The following is a 20,026-nucleotide window of genomic DNA, read 5'->3' on the forward strand; positions in this document are numbered from 1 at the left end:
GCGACACTAGCCGCCCGGTGCGCCAGATCCACGCGATACGGGCCGCTGTTCGCCGACAGCGGATTTCACCCGGCCGAGGCCGGGACCGGCGCCGGCACCTCCCGCGCGGGCTCGACCAGCCACTCCACGAGCGCCCGGTGGATCTCGGGGTGGTTGAGCAGGTCGAAGTGGTCGGCGCGCCCGACGTGCAGGGTCGAGGCGTCGGGGAACAGATCGGTGCCCTGCCGGTCGCGTCCGACGGCGGACAGGGGCGTGACCAGGAGGTCGCCGAGGGACCGCGCAACCGGGTGGCGCGGTGACCCGCTGAGGCTGGCCGACACCAGCCGGTAGCGAGCATGGGGCAGCGGCGGGACGTCGTGGGCGAGGCCCTCGATGAGGTCGTGGATCCCGGGCGCCTGCCGGTCGATGATCCGGCCGAACGGCGCGACCTCGGGGATGCGGGACATCCTCCGGCTCGCCCGGTCGGCGGAGACCGCGAACCAGGAGCCGAGGTGCGGGGTGCCCAGGGTGACGACGTCGCTGACCAGCCGCGTCCAGGCGGCCGGGGCCTCGCCGTCGGCGATGACCGCGGACGAGGCCCGGATGACCAGGCCGCCCAGGGAGTGCCCGACGAGCGCGATCCGCGTGACGTCGGTGGGCCAGACGTCGACCAACCGCTGGAGCAGGGACGCCAGCACCACGCCGTTCTCCCGCAGCGGGAGTCCGGTGTTGGCCCGCAGGTAGACCGGAGTCCATCCGTGCCCGGCGAGCGTCTCGCCGTACGTCGCGCCGGTGCGGTCACGATGGCGCCGCCAGTAGTCCTCGGTCTCGCACAGGCCGTGGAGGAAGACGACCAGCTGTCCGGTGGCCCGGGGGAACGCCGCGGCGACGTCGGGCCGCGTCAGGCGGACGTCGTGGCCGTGGCGACGAACCCCCATCTCGATGGCAAGGCGAGGACGCTCGCGGCGCAGCTCCTCGCCGATCAGGCCGTTGATCGCCGAGCTGACGAAGCGCCCCCGCGGCCCCTCCTCCAACCCCGGGCCGTGGCCGGAGTCGGCGACGCGCGCCAGTCCCCGGCTGGCTCCTCGCAGGCCGAGGCCGACCGCGCCGTAGACGGTGCCCGAGATGCCGCGGTGGAGCAGCTCTGCGGGAGTGCCGGCGGGCCCCAGGCCACGCCGCAGCAGGCCGTGCACCCGGTCGGTGACGGCGTGGTGCGTGTCGCGGGCCGTCGCCACCACGAGCTCGTCGACGACGGCCGTGGCGAGGGCGATCGCCTCGATGATGGTCGGGTCCTGCCTCATGGACGCAGCGTATCCGGTTGAGTGCACAGCCGTACACTCAACGCGCGCACTGCAGGAAAGCCATCGGCCCGCCGCGGGACGCGACGGGCCGATGGACTCGAGCGGGTGCCTCAGGCGTCCGCGGACTCCTCGGTCGACTCCTCGGCGGACTCCTCGGCCGGGGCCTCGGTCTCCTCCACCGGCTCGGCGAAGGTGCCGTCGGCCTGGAGGTTCTTCAGCTCCACGACGTTGCCGGAGCCGTCCTTGACCTCGGCGCCCTCGACGAGGAGCTGCAGGGCCTTGCCGCGGCGGATCTCCTGGACCAGGTCGGGCACGTGGTTGTGCTCGAACATGTGGTTGACGAACTCCTGCGGGTCCTGACCGGACTGCTGGGCCCGGCGGATCATGTGCTGGGTCAGCTCGCCCTGGTCGACACCGATCTCCTCCTTGTCGGCGATCTCGTCGAGGAGGAACTGCGCGGCGACCGCGTCGCGGACCCGGCGCTCGAGGTCGGCCTCGAACTCGTCCTGGGTCTGCTTCTCCTCATCGAGGTAGGCCTCCAGGGTCATGCCGGAGAGCTGCAGCTGCTGCTCGAGGTTCTCCCGACGGGCGTTGAGCTCCTCGGTGACCATCGTCTCGGGCAGCGGCACCTCGACCTTCTCGAGCAGGGCCTCGAGGACGGCGTCACGTGCCGCGGCGGCCTGCTCGAGGCGCTTGCCGCGGGTGAGCCGCTCGCGCACGTCGGCGCTGAGCTCCTCGAGGGTGTCGAACTCCGAGGCCTCCTGGGCGAAGTCGTCGTCAAGCTCCGGGAGCTCCTGCTCCTGGACCTGGTTGACGACGACCTTGACCTCGACGTCCTGGCCGACCAGGTCGCCGCTGACGAGCTGGGTGGTGAACGCCTTCTCCTCGCCGACGGCGACGCCGGCGAGCGCCTCGTCGAGGCCGTCGATCATGCCGCCCTTGCCGACCTGGTAGGAGAAGCCGGAGATCTCGGCGCCGTCGACGACCTCGCCGTCCTTGGTCGCGACGAGGTCGATGACGACGAAGTCGCCGTCCTGCGCGGCCCGCTCGACGTCGATCAGGGTGCCGAACCGCTGGCGGAGCGCGTCGACCTGCTCGGTGACGTCCTCGTCGCTGACGGCGAGGTCCTCGACACTGGCCGCGAGGCCGTCGTAGGCCGGGAGGTCGATCTCGGGCTTGACGTCCACCTCGGCGGTGAACTCCAGCACATCGTTGTCCTCGAGCTTGGTGACCTCGATCTCCGGCTGGGCCAGCGGGGTCAGGTTGTTCTCCTGCAGCGCCTCGACGTAGGCCTTCGGCAGCACGTCGTTGATCGCCTGGTCGAGCACGGGACCGCGACCGATCTGGCGGTCGATGACGGCCGGCGGGACCTTGCCCTTGCGGAAGCCGGGGATGTTGATCTGCTTCGCGATGGTCTGGTAGGCCGCGTCGAGGCTCGGCTTGAGCTCCTCGAAGGGCACCTCGACGGTCAGCTTGGCCCGGGTCGGGCTCAAGGTCTCGACGGCGCTCTTCACAGGTCTTCTCCTACTGTTCAGTGGATGGTGCGCGGGCCGGTGGCCCGCCGTTGATCGGGATGATCGGGATGATCGGACGGCATCTGCGAGTCGGGGCGACAGGACTCGAACCTGCGGTCTCCTGCTCCCAAAGCAGGCGCGCTAGCCACTACGCTACGCCCCGTCTGCCGGCCTGCGGGCCCCGTCCGACAGGGCTGCAGACCGCACTTCGAGGGGATGACGGGAATCGAACCCGCGTAATCAGTTTGGAAGACTGAGGCTCTACCATTGAGCTACATCCCCGGACGCTTCCCGGCCCGCGCGTGGCGGCCCGAAAGGCACGGGCAATCGTGCCACATGGGCCCCGCCCTGCTGTAACTCAGGGGCGTCGGTGGACGACCACGAGAGCGCGGTCGTCGTCGGGCGAGCCGACCGCCGCCACCAGCCGCTCGGCCAGCCCGTCCCAGCCGCGACGCAGCAGCGACTCGGCCTCGCCGTTCATCTGGTCGATGCCGAGCTCGATGTCGCGGCGTGGGCGCTCCACCAGGCCGTCGGTGTAGAGCAGCATGCTGTCGCCCGGGGCCAGCCGGCCCCGGACGCAGTCGTAGTCGACCTCGTCGACCACCCCGAGGATCGGACCGTCGGCCCGCAGCACCTCCCACCGGCCCGAGCCCGCCTGGCGGTGCACCGCCGGCGGATGGCCCGCGCTGCGCAGCTCGAAGTCGCCGGTGGAGAGCTCGACGGAGAGGTGGACCGCGGTGGCGAAGCCCTCCTCCCACGCACGCTGCAGCAGGTAGTCGTTGGCGGCGGGGAGGAAGCGATCCGGCGGCAGGGCCGCGACGAGGCCGCCCATCGCGCCGGAGAGCTGCAGGGCACGGGTGCCGGCGGCCTCCCCCTTGCCGGAGACGTCGACGACGACCAGCTCGATGCGGTGACCATGGCCCCGGGAGGTGGCCACCACGAAGTCGCCGGCGAAGCCGGACCCGCCGGCGGACGACATGGCCGACTCGACGAGCCAGGTCGAGGGCAGCGACGGGATCTCGCCCTGGGCGAGGATCCGGTCGCGGAGGTCGACGAGCATCGACTCGCCGCGGAACCGGCTGACCGCGAGACGGCGCGGACCCCGCGCGAGCAGGATCACGGCGCACGTCAGCAGGAACATGACCGTGACCGCGATGACGCTGCGGGAAGTCCACTCCTCCTGGAGGGAAGCCGCCACACCGAGGGCCACGAGCATGTAGGCCCCGAACCACGGCAGCACCCGGTTGCTGAGCAGCAGCACGGCCATCACCAGCGGCACGAACACCGCATTGATCGGCACGGCCATCGGGTTGACGGCGATGCCCACGACCGCCGCCGTCGAGACAGCCGCCAGGAGCAGCGCGATGCCACGGTCGGAGGTGAACCACCGGCGTCCGGTGGCGATCACCGCGCGGCTCGCGATCGGAAGACCGGCTGGCAGCGGGGGCACCAGAAGGAGTTGCGGGCATTGAGGACCTCGGTGCGCACGCCTGCTCCGCAGACGTGGCAGGCCATGCCGGCCCGGCGGTAGACGTAGACCTCTCCGCCGTGGTCGTCGACGCGTGGCGAACGGCCCATCGCCTCGGGGGTGTGCTCGGGACGGACGGTGTCGATCCGACCCGTCCGCACTCCCTCCCTCATCAGCACGACCAGATCGTCCCAGATCGAGCGCCACTGTGAGACCCGAAGTGACCGACCCGGTCGCAGCGGATGGATCCGGTGCCGGAACAGCACCTCGGCGCGATAGACGTTGCCGACGCCCGCGAGCACGCTCTGGTCCATCACCAGGGCACCGATCGCGACGCTGCTCCGGCTGATCCTCGCCCACGCGCGGTCGGGGTCGGCATCGGCCCGCAGCGGGTCCGGTCCGATCCTGGCGACCACCGCCTGACGCTCGGTGTCGGTGACCAGCGCGCACGCGGTCGGTCCCCGCAGGTCGCCGTAGGACGCCGTGCCGGAGGCACCGTCGGTGCGGACCAGGCGCCACCGCACCTGTCCCACCGGGAGCGGCACCTCGGCGACATCCCTGCGAATGTCGAAGGTGCCGTAGAGCCCGAGGTGGACGTGGACGAACCGGTCTCCCTCGAAGCGCACGAACAGCTGCTTGCCCCACGCGTCCGCGTCGATGAGCCGGGCCCCGTCGATCCGGGCGGCACTCTCGGCGAAGCGGCCCTGCGGGCTGCCCGAGGCGACGAGGGCGCCGCCGAAGACGTCGGTGATCTCGTCGGCCAGTCGGTGGAGCGTGTGGCCCTCAGGCATCCCCGTGCCCGAGCGCCGACTCGGGCAGGGGCGGCAGCTCGCCCGTCGCGTCGTACGACGACAGCTGGCCGATGCGCCGCACGTGCCGCTCGTCGCCGGGGAAGGGCGTGGTCAGGAAGACCTCGACGAGGCGGGTCATCTCCTCGAGGGAGTGCATGCGGCCGCCCACGGCGACGACCCAGGCGTCGTTGTGCTCGCGCGCCAGGCTCGCGGTCTGCTCCGACCAGGCCAGCGCCGCGCGGATGCCCTGCACCTTGTTGGCCGCGATCTGCTCGCCGTTGCCCGAGCCGCCGATCACGACGCCGAGGCTGTCGAGTCCGGCCTCGCGGTCGGCGCGCACACCCTCGGCGGCGCGCAGGCAGAAGACCGGGTAGTCGTCGAGCGCGTCGTAGACGAAGGGACCGTGGTCGACCGGCTCGTAGCCGTGCTCGGTGAGCCAGTCGGTGAGATGGGACTTGAGCTCGAGGCCAGCGTGGTCGCAGCCGAGGTGCACGCGCATGCCGCCGATCCTCTCAGGTCGGGTGCACCCCTCGCGAAACGCCGTCGTCAGGAGCCGTGCAGGCGCCGCGCTGCCTCGGCGATGGAGCCGCTGAGCGACGGATAGACGGTGAAGGTGTCGGCGAACTCATCGGCCGTCAGCCGCTCCGTGACGGCCAGCGTGACGGGGTGGATCAGCTCCGAGGCGCGCGGGCCGACGACGACGCCGCCGAGGAGCTGGCCCGACCCGGGGCTGATGAAGAGCTTCACGAAGCCGTCGGTGATGCCCTGCATCTTCGCGCGGGCATTGGTGGCGAGCGGCTGCAGGACCACCTCGGCGGGCACCTTGCCGGCGTCGACCTGTTGCTGGGTGACCCCGACGGTCGCGATCTCGGGAGAGGTGAACACGTTGGAGGACACGTCACGCAGGTCCAGCGGAGCGACGGCGTCGCCGAGGACGTGCCGCATCGCGATCCGGCCCTGCATCGCCGCGACGGAGGCGAGCATGAGGACGCCCGTGCAGTCGCCGGCGGCGTAGACCCCCCGTGCGGACGTGCGCGAAACCCGGTCGACCTCGACGAAGCCGCCCTCGTCGAGGTGCACCCCGGCCTCCTCGAGCCCCAGGCCGGCGGTGTTGGGCACCGACCCGAGGGCGAGGATGCAGTGCGATCCGGTGACGGTGCGGCCGTCCTGCAGGGTCACGGTGACCTGGTCGCCGTCGCGGCCGACCGACTGCATCCGGGACTGGCCCAGGACGGTCATCCCGCGTCGGGTGGCGACGTCCTCGAGCACCTGTGCGGCGTCCTGGTCCTCCCCCGGCAGCACCCGCTCGCGCGAGGAGACGAGGGTGACGGGGATGCCGAGCGCCTGGTAGGCACTGGCGAACTCCGCTCCGGTGACACCGGAGCCGACGACGATCATGTGCTCGGGAACGACGTCGAGGTCATAGACCTGCTCCCAGGTCAGGATCCGCTCCCCGTCCGGTACGGCGGACGGGAGCACGCGCGGCGCGGCGCCGGTCGCGACGAGGACGGCATCGGCGTCGTAGGTCTGCTCGGTGCCGTCGGCCAGCGTCGCGACCACCCGCGCCGGGCCGTCCAGACGGCCGCGGCCGGGCACGACGGTCACGCCCTCGCGGGCCAGCCGGCTCCCGATGTCGGCGGACTGGGCGAGGGCGAGCGCCTTGACCCGCTGGTTGACCTTCGCCAGGTCGACCCGGGGTCGCTCGATCTCGATGCCGAGCTCGCCCGCCTCGATCAGGTCGGTCATCACCTCGGCGGTGGCGATCAGGGTCTTGCTGGGGACGCAGTCGGTGAGCACCGCCGAGCCGCCGAGCCCGTCGGAGTCGACCACCACGACCTCCGCGCCGAGCTGCGCCGCCACCAGGGCCGACTCGTAGCCACCGGGTCCGCCGCCAACGATCACTACTCGGGTCACCGGACACTCCTCGTTCGCGCGGTTGGTGGGTCTCGACACGGCGGTCACCCCTGCTCGCAGGCTCGCAGGGGGGCGCCTGCTCGACCTCTTCGGCCCACGCGCCCGCCCTCGTTCCTCGGACGGACGCTGCCTCAGAGATTGATCATGTGGCCGGCGATCCCGTGGATCGCCTCCTTGACCGCCTCGGTCAGCGTCGGGTGCGCGAAGACGTTGCGCCCGACCTCGTCGGCGGTCAGGTCCCACTTCTGGGCCAGCGTCAGCGCGGGCAGCAGCTCGGTGACGTCGGGGCCGATCATGTGCGCGCCGAGGATCTCGTTGTAGTCGGCGTCGGCGACGATCTTGACGAAGCCGACGGCCTCGCCGAGGCCCTGAGCCTTGCCGTTGGCCGAGAACGGGAAGGACGCCGTCTTGACGTCGTAGCCCTTGTCCCTGGCCTGCTGCTCGGAGTAGCCGAACGAGCCGATCTGCGGCATGCAGTAGGTGGCGCGCGGGATGAAGTCGTAGTCGATCGGCATCGTCTCGGCGCCGCCGATGGTCTCCGCGGCGACGATGCCCTGGGCCTCGGCGACGTGGGCGAGCATCATCTTGGCCGTGCAGTCGCCGATGGCGTAGACGCCCTCGACGTTGGTGCGGCAGTAGTCGTCGATCTCGACCGCGCCGCGCTCGGTGACCTTCACGCCGGCGGCGTCGAGGCCGTAGCCCTCGATGCGCGGGGCGAAGCCGAAGGCCGCGAGGAACTTGTCGGCCTCGAGCACCTGCTCGTCACCACCCGCGGCCGGAGCGATGCGGACCTTCACGCCGGAACCGGTGTCCTCGACGCCCTTGACGGCGGTGGAGGTCAGGACCTTCACGCCGAGCTTCTTGTAGTGCTTGGCGAGTTCCTTGGAGACGTCGGCGTCCTCGGTCGGGACCATCCGGTCGAGGAACTCGACGATGGTCACGTCGACGCCGAAGTTCTTCATCACGTAGGCGAACTCGACGCCGATCGCGCCGGAGCCGCCGATGATGACCGAGCCCGGGAGGTTCTCGTCGAGGATCTGCTCCTCGTAGCTGACGATGTTCTTGCCGTTGACCTCGACACCGGGGACGGTCCGGACGGTCGCACCGGTGGCGATGATGATGCTGTCGCCGGTGTAGTCGGTGGTCGAGCCGTCCTCGGCCTTCACCGAGATCGTCTTCGGCCCGGTGAACGTGCCCCAGCCGTCGACCTCGGTGATCTTGTTCTTCTTCATCAGGAAGTGGACGCCCTTGACGATGCCGGCGCTCACCTGGCGGGAGCGCGCGTGCGTCGGACCGAAGGCCATCGTGGCGTCACCCTCGATGCCGAACTTGGCCTTCTCGTGGGTGAGCGTGTGCGCCAGCTCGGCGTTCTTCAGCAGCGCCTTCGACGGGATGCAGCCGACGTTGAGACAGACGCCGCCCCAGTACTTCTTCTCGATCACGGCAACGGACTTGCCGAGCTGTGCGGCGCGGATCGCGGCGACGTACCCACCGGGGCCGGCACCGAGGACGAGGACATCGAAGTGGGTCACGCTCCCAGCCTAGTGGTCATCTCCGGAAGTTGTTCGGGGGTGGCCCGTGCTCCGAGTGCGTGCATCGCAAGGCGCAGACGCGACGCCATACCGGGTCGTCTTGCGAGCGTCAGCAACGCCGCGAGGTGCGCGCTCGGGGCGCGGGACCCCCGGAGAACTTCCGGAGATGACCACTAGTGCCGTGGTGCTTGTGCCCGACATCGTGCTCGGGCAGAGTGCAGCTACTTTCCGGTACGACGCCGCTCGGGGCGTCGACCACGAACGAGGAAGTGCTCCCACATGTCTCGGATTCTCGGGTTCGCCGCTGCCTGCACGCTCGCCGTCGCCGGCCTCGTCCCCCTCTCGCCCAGCCCCACCCACGCCGCACCGGCCCCCGCTCAGGCAGCGGGTCTCCTCGACGTCATCGTCACGCTCGCGCCGTCCGCCGACGCCGAGCGGACGGCCGACTCCCTCGTCGGCAACCGCGGCGGTGCGGTCACCCAGGTCTACGAGCACGCGCTCAACGGCTTCGCCGCGACCCTGACCGACTCCCTCCTCGCGCTCCTGCGTGGCGACTCGCGGGTCCTGTCCGTGGAGCTCGACCGCCGGGTGAGCGTCAGCGACACCCAGAGCCCGACCGGCAGCTGGGGTCAGGACCGGGTGGACCAGCGGAGCCTGCCGCTCGACAACAGCTACACCTACGGCGCCACCGGAGCCGGCGTCGACGCCTACGTCATCGACACCGGCATCCTCACCACCCACCCCGACCTCGGGGGGCGCGCGGTCCACGGCACCGACACGATCGACGACGACACGAACGCGACCGACTGCAACGGCCACGGCACCCACGTCGCCGGCACCATCGGCGGCGTGCAACACGGCCTGGCCAAGCAGACCCGGCTGATCGGCGTCCGCGTGCTCGACTGCGAGGGCTCCGGCTCCAACTCCGACGTGATCGCCGGACTCGACTGGGTCGTCGCGCACCACGCGGCCGGCGCCCCGGCCGTGGCCAACATGAGCCTCGGCGGCGGCGCCTCGACGGCGCTCGACACCGCGGTCCAGCGGGTGATCGCCGACGGCGTCGCGATGGCGGTCGCCGCGGGCAACGAGGACGCCGACTCCTGCCGCGTCTCCCCCGCACGGGTGCCGGCCGCTCTCACCGTCGCCGCCAGCGACCGCAACGACGCACGCGCCAGCTTCTCCAACCGCGGCACCTGCGTCGACCTGTTCGCGCCCGGCGTCGACATCACCTCGGCCTGGCTCGCCAACGGCACCAGGACGATCAGCGGGACCTCGATGGCCTCGCCCCACGTCGCCGCGGCCGCAGCCCTCTACCTCCAGGCCAATCCGTCGGCCACGCCGGCCACGGTCAGCAGCGCGATCGTCGCCGCGAGCACGAAGGGCAAGGTCACCGGCACGGCGCGCACCTGCGTGCTGCTGATCCTCTGCTCGCCCGCCACCCCCGCCAACCACCTGCTGTACGTCGGCGGATGACCGGTCGGCGTGCGACGTCACGGTCAGGTCATGGCCAGGTCGTGGCCAGATCATGGTCGCCGCAGGCACTACCCTGAGCCCGTGACGTCGTACGCCGCCTACGGGACCAACCTCGACCCGGCGCGGATGGGCGAGCGGTGTCCCCACTCCCCCCTCCGGACGACCGGGTGGCTGACCGGTTGGCGCCTCACCTTCGGTGGCGAGGAGCACGGCTGGGACGGCGCCCTGGCCACGATCGTCCAGGACCCGTTCGAGCAGGTCTTCGTCGCGGTCTATGACGTCAGCCCGCTCGACGAGCGGGCCCTCGACCAGTGGGAGTCCGCCGACTCCGGCCTCTACCGCCGCACCAAGGTGCGGATCTCCACGATGGTCGGCGAGATCGTCGCCTGGACCTATGTCCTCGACGCCTTCGAGGGCGGCCTGCCGTCCGCGTCCTACCTCGGGGTGCTCGCGGACGCGGCGGAGTCGGCCGACGCGCCGGACGACTACGTCAACGCCCTGCGGATCCGGCCCTGCCGGTCCACCGGACTCTGAGGCCGACCGCGGCGTGACCGCGGCGAACCTGAATCGTTGTCAGGTCATGCGTGCTCCCCGCCCCGTCGCCGTGGCGTCCTGTGCCCTGCTCCTCGCCGCGCTCGGCGGGCTCGCCGCCTGCGGCACCGCCACGTCGGTTCCTGAGCCCGAGACCCCGGAGGCGCAGCACGAGCTGCCCATCGCCGTACGACCGGCTGATCCGGGCCTGCGCTCGGTGATGTGGGTGGGCAACAACTGGGACGGCACCGCGAGCGTGGTCGACGCCGACTCGCTCGAGGTCCTCAAGCGCGGCATCAACCTGATCCCCGACAAGGCCGAGGAGAACCGCCGCATCATCTCCAGCCCGATCGACCTCGTGTTCTTCCTGGCGATCAACGCCGGCCCGGGCCAGGGGCACAACCAGTACGTCGACGACATGTTCACGACGATGGACGGCAAGTACCTCGCGGTCTCCCGCCCGAGCTTCGCCGACGTCGTGTGGATCGACATCGCGAAGGCGACGGCGGGACGCACGGACTCCATCGTGCGCGAGCAGCAGATGGACGGCTTCCGGACCGACCACATGCAGCTGTCGAACGACGGCCGCCGGCTGCTGGTGTCGGACTCGACCGAGCGCCAGGTGATCGAGTACTCGATGGTCGACGAGACCCTCGACGACGGCACCGTCGTCAAGATGGGCGACCGGCTGCGGACCTTCCCCTCCGGCGAGACGCCGCACGAGAGCAACTACACCGAGGACGGCGAGCGGATCCTGCACGCCTCGATCGGCCGCGTCTATCTGCCCGGTGACGACCTCGACGCCACCGACGGCACCCTGATGGGCCTGCAGCTGGGCCCGATCGCGCGGCTGCTCGGCCTGGACCGCTTCCTCATCGGCCTGCCGTGGGGTGCGCTCGACCAGGCGGTCAAGGCCGACCGCTGGCTGCAGTACGTCTCCGTCGACGACTTCGAGGTCCTGCAGCGCTGGGACATGAGCAAGGAGCTCGCGGAGGCCGGCCATCCCGGCATGAGCAGCGCGGTCCGGCCCGTCGCGGTCCACCCCGACGGTCGGCACCTGTTCCTCCAGGTCTCCTTCCTCCACGGCTATGTCGTCTTCGACACCGAGGCCGCCGACCTCAACGGGACCAGCGACTACACGCTGGGCGGCGAGCCCGAGCCGTCCACCGGCGCCGTCACCGACGTCGTCGAGCTGGACAACCGGGTGCCGACGATGCCGCGCGAGGCCTACGTCAACGACTCCGCCCACCACGGCATCGCGATCAGCGCCGACGGCGCGACGCTCTGCGTCGCCGGCACGATGGACGACTACGCCGCGCTCGTCGACGCGTCGACCGGCGAGGCGACCTACTTCGACGAGGAGACGACCGGCCACGGCTACGGCAAGCCCTACTGGTCCACCGAGGGGCTCAACGAGACCTGCTGGGTGTCGCTGTCCGACGACGACGCGGTGGCGGTCCTCTCCACCGCGACCGGCGAGGAGCTCGCCTACCTCCCGGTGGGCAACCACCCGCAGCGCGTGCGTCACGGCTACGTCCCGGAGGCGCTCGCGAGCACGTGGTGACGGCTGGGTGAGCGATCGGTGAGTAGGGTCGTCCCGTGAGCGAGACCCCCACGCCGTACGCCCTGGCCGACGAGGCCGCCGCCCGACTCACCGAGATCACCGGCGTTGCCCGTCACGACGTGGCGCTCGTCCTCGGGTCCGGCTGGCTGCCCGCCGCCGACGCGCTCGACGCGTCGGGAGGCGCGGACACCACGGAGCTGTCGGTGACGGACCTTCCCGGCTTCTCCGCGTCAGCGGTCGCCGGTCACTCGGGCAAGATCCGCTCGATCCGCGTGCGCGGCGCCGACGGCGCCCCGGACCGCCACCTGCTGGTGTTCCTGAGCCGCACGCACTACTACGAGGGACGTGGGGTCGCCGCCGTGGTCCACGGCGTCCGGACGGCCGCCGCCGCCGGCTGCCGCGCCATCGTGCTGACCAACGGGTGCGGCGGGCTCAAGGAGTCGTGGACGCCCGGCACCCCGGTGCTGATCAGCGACCACATCAACCTGACCGGGCAGTCCCCGATCGTCGGCGCGAACTTCGTCGACCTCACCGACCTCTATGCCGCGCGCCTGCGTGAGCTGTGCCGCAGCGTGGACGCGAGCCTGGACGAGGGCGTCTACGTCCAGTTCCCCGGCCCGCACTACGAGACCCCGGCCGAGGTCCGGATGGCCGGGATCCTCGGCGGCCACCTCGTCGGGATGAGCACGACCCTCGAGGCCATCGCCGCCCGCGAGGCCGGGATGGAGATCCTCGGCATCAGCCTGGTGACCAACCTGGCCGCCGGCCTGAGCGGCGAGGCGCTCAACCACGCCGAGGTGCTCGAGGCGGGCCGCGCGGCGGCGACCCGGATGGGCGAGCTGCTCGGACGCGTCGTGCCGCTCATCTGAGCCGACGTTCTGAGCCGATGATCTGAGCCGACGACGGCAGGTGCTGTGGCGGTAGGATCGCGAGCGTGCCCCGCATCCACGGCGAAACCCTGCGCGACCACCGCGTCCAGGTCCACCAGAGCGTCCTGGAGGCCTTCGCCGAGCTGATGGTCGAGCGCAGCTTCGAGAGCATCAGCATGCGTGAGATCGCGGAGCGCGCCGGCCTCGGTCGCACCGCGATCTATCACCACTTCAGCGACCGCGAGGCCGTCCTGGTCGCCTTCGCGACCCGGACGACCCGCGCCTACGTCACCGAGCTGCGGGCCGCGCTGGAGCAGGCGGCGACCCCCTCGGACCGGCTCCGCGTCTATGTCCACCACCACCTGGCCGCGGGCGAGCAGTTCCACATGGGCCTGGGCCCGAGCCTGGTCGGCCAGCTGTCGGAGACCGCGCGCCTGGAGATGCGTCACCACATCGAGTCGGTCGAGGCCGTGCTGCGCGAGATCGTGCTCGACGGCCAGGCCAGCGGCGAGTTCGGGACGACCGACGTCGAGGCCGCCCTCTCCCTCATCCACGCCTGCCTCGTCCCCCGGCACCTGCCGGCCTCGGCGATCGAGGACTTCGTGCTGCGCGCCGTCGGCGTCAGCCAGCCCGTCGCGTCGCACTGACGCCGGCCGGCGGGATCAGCAGCAGGGCCGCCGCGGCCAGCAGCAGTGCGCTGGCGCCCCACCACGCCCAGCCAGATCCACCGTCGCTCCCCCGCCCGGACGGTGGGGTGGCGGCAGTCAGCCGCATCTCGGTCATCGGACGAGCGAGCACCTGGCCCGCGGTCGCGGCGGGAGGAGCCGCGGCGGCGACCGGCACCGGAGCGCCGGGGGCCGGGACGGTGACCACCTCGTCCGGGTTCGGCGGAGGCGGGGCACTGTTGTCGACCGTCGGCAGGTCGGTCGGCTGCGGGGACGGCTGCGGTACGACGCCTTCGTCGGCGCCGAACTGCACGGTCACGGGCAGGGCCACCTTGCTGGGCTGCGAGCCACCCGTCGAGTACCAGAAGGCACCGCTGCCCAGCATGTCGAGGTAGGAGACGAAGGGCTGTGGGAACGCACCCCAGTGGTCGCCGCCCCGGACCTGCGGCACCGCGACGTCGGCCACCCGGACGCCGCGGTAGTCCGGCGCGGCGGTGAAGCCCCAGTCCTCCCAGCGGTCGGGCCCCAGCGCGGAGAAGGTGGCCACGACGACATCCTTCGCGACCGGAGCCGGCGACCAGACGCCGCCGCTCTGCGAGGACTTGAAGCCCGACAGCGTCGCGGTGACCACGCCCCGGCCGTCGCCGATCTCCAGCACCGGGTCGGTGAGGGAGAAGAGCGAGGCGCCCGAGTAGAAGAAGATCGTCGCGGAGCCCTGCCACGCGACGCGGGCCGTGCCGGCCGCGGGATCGACCGAGCCCGTGCCCCCTGCGAAGACGATCTGGTGGTCACTGAACCCTCCGGCGCCGACCACGTGGTCGGCCCACGTCGCCGGACGGTAGCCACCCAGTGCCGGGTCGCCCTTCTCGATCGAGACGTCACCGACACGCTGGCGCCACTGCGCCGCGGTGATGGCCTCGCCGCCATTGCCCTCGCTCGTGCCGGCGCCGGGGAAGCTGTAGCGGACACCGTCGTGGGCGAGGGTGTTCGCCTCACGCGTGACGCCCCAGCGCAGCACGGCATCCGTCAGCTCGGTCGCCTCGTCCGGCGGCTCAGTCGGCTCCGTGGACTCCGTCGGGTCCGTCGGCTCCGTGGACTCCGTCGGGTCCGTGGGTTCGGTGGGTTCGGTCGGCTCGGTGGTGGTCGCGTCCGCCGCTCCCGTCGGCTCGGCGGCGCTGGACGCGGGCGTGAGGGCGCCGACGAGTCCGATGGCGAGGGCAACCGCCGCACCGACGGCCAGCAGGACCGCGACGACCCGGCGCCAGGACGCCACGGCAGTCGGGGTCGGCCGCGCGATCACGACTGCTCCGGAGGCGCGGCGGCCCCTCGGGGTGCGCGCCGTCGGCGGGTCACGGACACGACGGTCCGGGCGAGGATCGCCAGGAAGAGCACGGCCGAGACGCCGAAGACGATCGGCCCCCACGGCACTTCGCTGTCCTCTCCCTCCGCTGCGGTCGCCGGCGGCGACCCGGCATCCTCGTCAACAGCCACGGCGAAGCGCACGGTGACCGGCTTGGCGTCCAGGCTGGCCGGGCCGTAGATCCGCAGCTCGTGGGTGCCGGCGTCGAGGTCCGCCGGCAGCGTCAGCACGCCGGCGACCGCGCCGTCGGCGCCGACCAGGAACGGGCCGGCGGCGGCCACGCCGTCGTCGAGGACGGCCGAGACCTGACTGCCCGCCGGGAGCCCCGAGGCCCGGAAGGGCATGACCCGACCGGTGTGGGCCGCTGTCCGGTCGACCTCGAGGAGTCGTGGGCCCTTCACCTGCGGCGCACTCTCGACAGCATCCCCGACCGTGGCCGGAGCGGCGTCCGTCGTACCGGACGACGGGTCGGCACTGGGCGACGATCCGTCGTGGAGGTCGCCGACCTGCACCGGCGTGAACGTCTCGTTGTTGCCGTTGTGGACGCCCTTGGCGCCGATGGTGATCACGCCACAGCGGACCTTGCGGCAGTCGACGGTCCGCGCCCGGCCGTTGAGGCCGACGGCCTTGAAGGTCGCTCCCGGGACCGTGATGGTGGTGGAGAACGAGCCGTCCTGCTTGATGCTGCCCGAGGCCCCGCTGGTTCCCGGCGTGAAGGCGAGGAAGCGTTGGTAGCCCTGGTTGGCGCTGCTCCGGGAGTCGGGGACGTAGAGATAGTCCTCACCCGAGTCGCCACCCTGGCTGGGCTGCCAGCGACCGCTCACCGTGCCGAAGAAGACGTAGACGCCGCCGCTGCTGCCCCGGACCGACTGGAAGCCGCGGCCCTCGACGGTGAGGGTCGTCGCATAGGTCGCGTCGATCACCGCGGCGCCGGCCGAGTTCGTGAGGGTCACCCGACCGGCCGCGGTCGCCGAGGGCGACGGGCCGAGCACGGCCAGAGCGGCGGCGAGGTTGATCGCCAGCAGAAGTCGAATGCATCGCAGCGCCGTCATCGCGCCTCCGTCTCGTCGGTCGTCTCGTCGGTCGTCTCGTCGGTCGTCTCGTCGGGGACGTCGTGGTCGGCCAGGCCCCGATGGGGCGCCCGCAGCGGCACCACCAGGGGCGAGCCGTCGAGGTCGATGACCCGGACCGGGTGCTGATAGACCACGGTCAGCAGATCCTCGGTGAGGACCTCGCTCGGCGGCCCGTCCGCCGCGACCCGACCGCGGGCCAGCACGCAGATCCGGTCGGCGTAGGCCGCCGCGAGGGAGAGGTCGTGGAGGACCACCACGACCGCCGCCCCGGCCCGGGCGACGTCGCGGGTGGTGGCGAGCAGGGACTCCTGGTGCCGGATGTCGAGGGCCGCGGTGGGCTCGTCGAGGAGCACCACCGGCGTCTCCTGGGCCAGCACGCGCGCGAAGGAGGTCCGCGCCTGCTCCCCACCCGACAGCGTCGGGAAGGATCGCTCCGACAGGTGCAGGACGTCGGCGTGCCGCATGGCCCGGCGCACGACCACGTCGTCCTCGTCGCTGCGCGCCGTGCCGTACCACGGCGAACGCCCCATCTCGACGACGTGGCGCACGTCGAAGCCGAACGCGATCGCGTACTTCTGGAGCAGCACGGCCCGTTGGCGTGCCGCCTCCTTCGCTCGGTACGACGCCGTGGGGCGCCCCTGCAGCTCGACGGTGCCGCTGGCGGGCTCGACGTCGCCGGTCAGGGCAGCGAGCAGGGTCGACTTGCCCGCACCGTTGGGGCCGACGAGCGCGACCACCTCTCCGGGCTCGACCTGGAGGGTGACGTCGGCGAGGATGCGGGCGCCACCGATCTCGACGCTCACCGACCGGGCGAGCAGTCCCGCGGGGAGGATGACGTCGGCGGTCCTGGTCATGCCCCCCCTCCCGCGGTGCGCCGGGAGCGGCGGATGAGCCACAGGAAGAAGGGGCCGCCGACGAGCGAGGTGAGCAGCCCGATCGGGAGGTCGGCGTTGTCGATCGCCGTGCGGGCCCACAGGTCGGCGAGCATCAGCAGCACGGCGCCACCCAGGGCGCTGGCCGGGATGAGCAGCCGATGGCCGGGGCCGGCGAGCATCCGGATGACGTGCGGGACGACGAGGCCGACGAAGGCGATGATGCCGCAGAAGCTCACGGCCGCCGCGGTGAGCACCGCGACGACCACGATGGAGACGATCCGCAGCCGCTCGACCTCGACGCCGACGTGACGCGCGGCGCGATCGCCCAGCGCGAGCAGGTCGAGCTGGCGGGCCAGCACGACCGACGCGGCGATCCCGACGGCGGCGAGGGGCGCGGCAACGGCCACCGCCGCCCAGCGGGTGCCGTTGAGGCTGCCCAGGGTCCAGAAGACGATCTCCTCGCGTGCCTGCTGGTCGCCGAGGAACATCAGGAAGGCCAGCCCGGCGCTGGTCAGGGCATTGAGGGCGATGCCGGTGAGCACCAGCGTGACGACCTCGGTGCGTCCGCCGTCGCGGGAGAGGAGATAGACCAGCAGCGTGGTGATCAGGCCGCCGACGAAGGCAGCGACCGCGATGGTCCAGCTGCCGAAGAGGCCGATGTCGAACACGATGACCGTGCCCGCCGCGACGGCTGCGCCCGAGGAGACGCCGACGACCGCGGGCTCCGCCAGGGGGTTGCCGAAGGTGCCCTGCATGACAGCTCCCGCCGTCGCCAGCGCCGCTCCCGCGACGGCCGCCATCGCGACCCGCGGGAAGCGGACCTCCCACAGGGTCGACTCGCCACGCGGATGGGTCGGGAGCGGCCCGAGGTCGAGGCCGAGGCGGTGGAGGACGGACCCGAGCACCTCCAGCGGAGGGATCCGGAGCTGTCCCTGCGCGGCGCTGAAGACCACCGCCACCCCGAGGAGGACCAGGAGCGCGCTGATCAGTCCGACCCTTCCGGTGCGGACCTTCATGAGACGGACTCGGGCGCATAGATCGCCACGGCCAGTGCGTTGAGCACTGCGGCGGTCTGCGGCCCGAAGCCGAGGATCTGCGCGTCGGCCATGTCGACGAGGCGCTGGTGCTCCCCCGCCGGGGTGTTGGCGAGGGCCGGGAGCCGATCGAGGAGCCCGTCGATGCCGCCCACGGAGTCGAGCCCACCACTCATCATCAGGATCAGGTCGGGCTGCGCAGCGATGATCGCCTCGTCGGTGACCGGCTTCATGCCGTCCCACTCGAGCTCGGCCGCCACGTCGTAGAGGCCGAGGGCGTCGATCAGGGAGTCGGAGCCGGAGCCCTCGCCGAACATGTAGTAGACCCCGGACTGGCCGCGGACGTAGAGGAAGACCGTGCGCAGCTGCTCGGACAGGTCGGTGGGCGCGACCCCCGCGATGCTGTCGACGGTGGTCGCGATCTGCTCCTCGGTGCGCTGCGCGAGGATCTCGCCCTCGTCAGGCACCCCCAGTGCCGTGGCGACCTCGCGGGTCAGCCGGGTGATGTTGTCGAGGCCGCGGTGGGAGTCGACGACCACGACCGGGATGTCGGCGTCGCGCATCTGGAGGATGACGTCCCACGGGCCGAGGGACGTGTCGGTCAGGATCAGCGTGGGGTCGAGGGCGAGGATCGCCTCGGCTGACAGGTCGTGGCCGTTGTGGGTGACCAGCGGGAGGTCGGCGGCCTCGTCGAACTGGGTCGAGATGTCGCGACCGACCAGCCGGTCGCCCAGTCCGAGCTCGAAGACGGTGCGCGACAGCGTGCCGTAGACGTCCAGGGCCAGCACGCGGCTGACGTCGGCCACCTCGACCTCGGTGCCCTGGGCGTCGGTCACCGTGACCGGCAACCGCGGCTCGGGAGCGTCGGCGACGGGGTCGACCTCGGCCGAGGAGACGACGGCGGTCGTCGCGCCGTCCCAGCTGCGGGGGTCGTCGAGCACCTCCGCGTCAGCCAGTGCCGGTGCGGGCGTGCCGCCCCCTGCCCCGCCGTGGTCGTCGCCGGCACCGGGGGCGTTCAGGCCGCACGCGCTGACCAGTGCGAGGAGCAGCAGTGCGATGACCGGGAGGACGGCAGCGGGGAGGCCCCGGCGCCTCGGGGACCGGCTCGGTCGGGTCGCCATGGGTCTCACTGTCTGGTCGAGGGTGGCTCGAGGCCTCTCCGAGGCCTGTCCGAAGCTCGCGGGCCCGATCCCGCTGCTGGGTGCGAGGCTCACGCTATCATTCGAAGTTAGGAGAGGCTCACCTGCTCCTTGACGTCATGTCATCATCTTGCTGACAATGTGTCAAGATAACGCCGTCCTCTCGCGCCGACCCCCAGAAGGGCCCCTCGTGACCTCCGTCGCTGACACCACCGTGACCCCCTCGCTCTCCCTGGCGATGCGCGAGGGCTCGCGCGCCGAGCACGAGGCCGCCGAGAACTCGACGTTCATGTCGGAGCTGCTCGACGGCAAGCTCAACGCCGACGCCTACGCCGCACTCCTGCTCCGCCTGCATCGGGTCTACGACGCCCTGGAGGCGGCCGTCCGGGAGCAGGCCGCCGACCCGCTGGTCGCGGCAGTCCACGACGCCGCGCTCGAGCGGCTGGCGGCGATCGAGGCCGACCTGACCCACTGGGCCCCTGGCACCGACCCGGCGGGCGTCGACTCGCCGGCCGCGTCGGCCTACGCGACCCGCCTCCGGGCGGCCGGCGAGTGGGGCGGCCTGCTGGTCGCGCACCACTACACCCGCTATCTCGGCGACCTGTCGGGCGGCCAGGTCATCGGCCGCATCCTGACCCGCACGTTCGACCTGCCCGAGGGCGTCGGCGTCGCGTTCTACGAGTTCCCGGGGATCCCCAAGCCGAAGCCCTACAAGGACGCCTACCGGGCACGCCTGGACGACCTGGGCCTCGACGCCGCGGGGATCGAGGCCGTGGTGGCCGAGGTCAAGGTCGCGTTCAACCTCAACCAGGCCCTGTTCGCCGAGCTCTCGGCCGACATCGAGGACTACCGCCGTCTCGACAGCTGAGCGTCGACCGACCGTTCTGACAGGTCGTCAGCAACCTGCTATGGTCAGCCTTACCTAAGTTCAGGTCGCATCGGGT

General features: G+C 71.8%; 18 protein-coding genes and 2 tRNA genes. 6 read left to right on the forward strand and 14 right to left on the reverse strand.

Annotated features, from left to right (window positions below):
• Positions 1-65 precede the first annotated feature (65 nt).
• The 9 genes from E9934_RS05515 to lpdA form a co-directional block, all read right to left on the reverse strand.
• Complete coding sequence (locus E9934_RS05515) at positions 66-1,280, reverse strand: esterase/lipase family protein (protein ID WP_136561848.1); 1,215 nt, start codon at positions 1,278-1,280, stop codon at positions 66-68.
• Positions 1,281-1,390: 110 nt separating this feature from the next.
• A complete protein-coding gene (tig, locus tag E9934_RS05520) occupies positions 1,391-2,794 on the reverse strand; it encodes a trigger factor (protein ID WP_136561849.1) in 1,404 nt (467 codons plus the stop codon).
• Positions 2,795-2,884: 90 nt separating this feature from the next.
• Positions 2,885-2,957, reverse strand: a tRNA-Pro gene (locus E9934_RS05525).
• A gap of 48 nt (positions 2,958-3,005) precedes the next feature.
• A tRNA-Gly gene (locus E9934_RS05530) sits at positions 3,006-3,076 on the reverse strand.
• A 76-nt stretch (positions 3,077-3,152) separates the two neighbouring features.
• Positions 3,153-4,202, reverse strand: coding sequence for a PP2C family protein-serine/threonine phosphatase (locus E9934_RS05535; RefSeq protein WP_136561850.1), 1,050 nt, complete (start codon positions 4,200-4,202; stop codon positions 3,153-3,155).
• The gene (locus E9934_RS05540; RefSeq protein ID WP_136561851.1) at positions 4,199-5,053 is read right to left on the reverse strand and encodes an Fpg/Nei family DNA glycosylase; all 855 of its coding nucleotides are present in this window, start codon (positions 5,051-5,053) and stop codon (positions 4,199-4,201) included. Before E9934_RS05540 ends, E9934_RS05535 begins: the two co-directional genes overlap by 4 nt.
• On the reverse strand, positions 5,046-5,552 hold the full coding sequence (locus E9934_RS05545; protein ID WP_136561852.1) for a ribose-5-phosphate isomerase: 507 nt from the start codon (positions 5,550-5,552) through the stop codon (positions 5,046-5,048). The genes E9934_RS05540 and E9934_RS05545 overlap by 8 nt, the downstream gene beginning before the upstream one ends.
• 47 nt (positions 5,553-5,599) lie before the next feature.
• A complete protein-coding gene (locus tag E9934_RS05550) occupies positions 5,600-6,967 on the reverse strand; it encodes an NAD(P)H-quinone dehydrogenase (RefSeq protein WP_136561853.1) in 1,368 nt (455 codons plus the stop codon).
• A 131-nt stretch (positions 6,968-7,098) separates the two neighbouring features.
• On the reverse strand, positions 7,099-8,499 hold the full coding sequence (gene lpdA / locus E9934_RS05555; protein ID WP_136561854.1) for a dihydrolipoyl dehydrogenase: 1,401 nt from the start codon (positions 8,497-8,499) through the stop codon (positions 7,099-7,101).
• 279 nt (positions 8,500-8,778) lie between these two features.
• On the opposite strand from lpdA, the gene E9934_RS05560 reads away from it, so the two are divergent.
• The 5 genes from E9934_RS05560 (at position 8,779) to E9934_RS05580 (ending at position 13,583) form a co-directional block, all read left to right on the forward strand.
• Entirely contained in the window at positions 8,779-9,972 is a 1,194-nt protein-coding gene (locus tag E9934_RS05560) for a S8 family peptidase (RefSeq protein WP_136561855.1), read from the forward strand.
• Positions 9,973-10,053: 81 nt separating this feature from the next.
• On the forward strand, positions 10,054-10,506 hold the full coding sequence (locus E9934_RS05565; protein WP_193556868.1) for a gamma-glutamylcyclotransferase family protein: 453 nt from the start codon (positions 10,054-10,056) through the stop codon (positions 10,504-10,506).
• 46 nt (positions 10,507-10,552) lie between these two features.
• A complete protein-coding gene (locus tag E9934_RS05570) occupies positions 10,553-12,067 on the forward strand; it encodes a YncE family protein (RefSeq protein ID WP_136561857.1) in 1,515 nt (504 codons plus the stop codon).
• 35 nt (positions 12,068-12,102) lie between these two features.
• On the forward strand, positions 12,103-12,936 hold the full coding sequence (locus E9934_RS05575; RefSeq protein WP_136561858.1) for a purine-nucleoside phosphorylase: 834 nt from the start codon (positions 12,103-12,105) through the stop codon (positions 12,934-12,936).
• Positions 12,937-13,001: 65 nt separating this feature from the next.
• Positions 13,002-13,583 carry a TetR/AcrR family transcriptional regulator gene (locus E9934_RS05580; protein ID WP_136561859.1) on the forward strand — a complete coding sequence of 194 codons (582 nt, stop codon included), beginning with the start codon at positions 13,002-13,004 and terminating at the stop codon, positions 13,581-13,583.
• On the opposite strand, the gene E9934_RS05585 is transcribed toward E9934_RS05580, so the two are convergent.
• From E9934_RS05585 to E9934_RS05605, 5 genes are read right to left on the reverse strand one after another with little or no spacing between them, the layout of a single operon-like run.
• Entirely contained in the window at positions 13,558-14,901 is a 1,344-nt protein-coding gene (locus E9934_RS05585; RefSeq protein WP_136561860.1) for a hypothetical protein, read from the reverse strand. The genes E9934_RS05580 and E9934_RS05585 overlap by 26 nt on opposite strands.
• Positions 14,898-16,013, reverse strand: coding sequence for a hypothetical protein (locus tag E9934_RS05590; RefSeq protein WP_136561861.1), 1,116 nt, complete (start codon positions 16,011-16,013; stop codon positions 14,898-14,900). Before E9934_RS05590 ends, E9934_RS05585 begins: the two co-directional genes overlap by 4 nt.
• Entirely contained in the window at positions 16,010-16,888 is an 879-nt protein-coding gene (locus tag E9934_RS05595) for a heme ABC transporter ATP-binding protein (protein ID WP_136561862.1), read from the reverse strand. The genes E9934_RS05590 and E9934_RS05595 overlap by 4 nt, the downstream gene beginning before the upstream one ends.
• Positions 16,885-17,925, reverse strand: coding sequence for a FecCD family ABC transporter permease (locus E9934_RS05600; protein WP_136561863.1), 1,041 nt, complete (start codon positions 17,923-17,925; stop codon positions 16,885-16,887). The genes E9934_RS05595 and E9934_RS05600 overlap by 4 nt, the downstream gene beginning before the upstream one ends.
• Entirely contained in the window at positions 17,922-19,064 is a 1,143-nt protein-coding gene (locus tag E9934_RS05605; RefSeq protein WP_136561864.1) for a heme/hemin ABC transporter substrate-binding protein, read from the reverse strand. The genes E9934_RS05600 and E9934_RS05605 overlap by 4 nt, the downstream gene beginning before the upstream one ends.
• 208 nt (positions 19,065-19,272) lie before the next feature.
• Here E9934_RS05605 and E9934_RS05610 point away from each other — a divergent pair, with 208 nt between their 5' ends.
• A complete protein-coding gene (locus tag E9934_RS05610; protein WP_238694785.1) occupies positions 19,273-19,950 on the forward strand; it encodes a biliverdin-producing heme oxygenase in 678 nt (225 codons plus the stop codon).
• The last annotated feature ends 76 nt before the right edge of the window (positions 19,951-20,026 follow it).

The sequence above is a fragment of the Nocardioides caeni genome (genome assembly GCF_004912195.1).
In the GTDB taxonomy this organism is placed as follows: Bacteria; Actinomycetota; Actinomycetes; order Propionibacteriales; family Nocardioidaceae; genus Nocardioides; species Nocardioides caeni.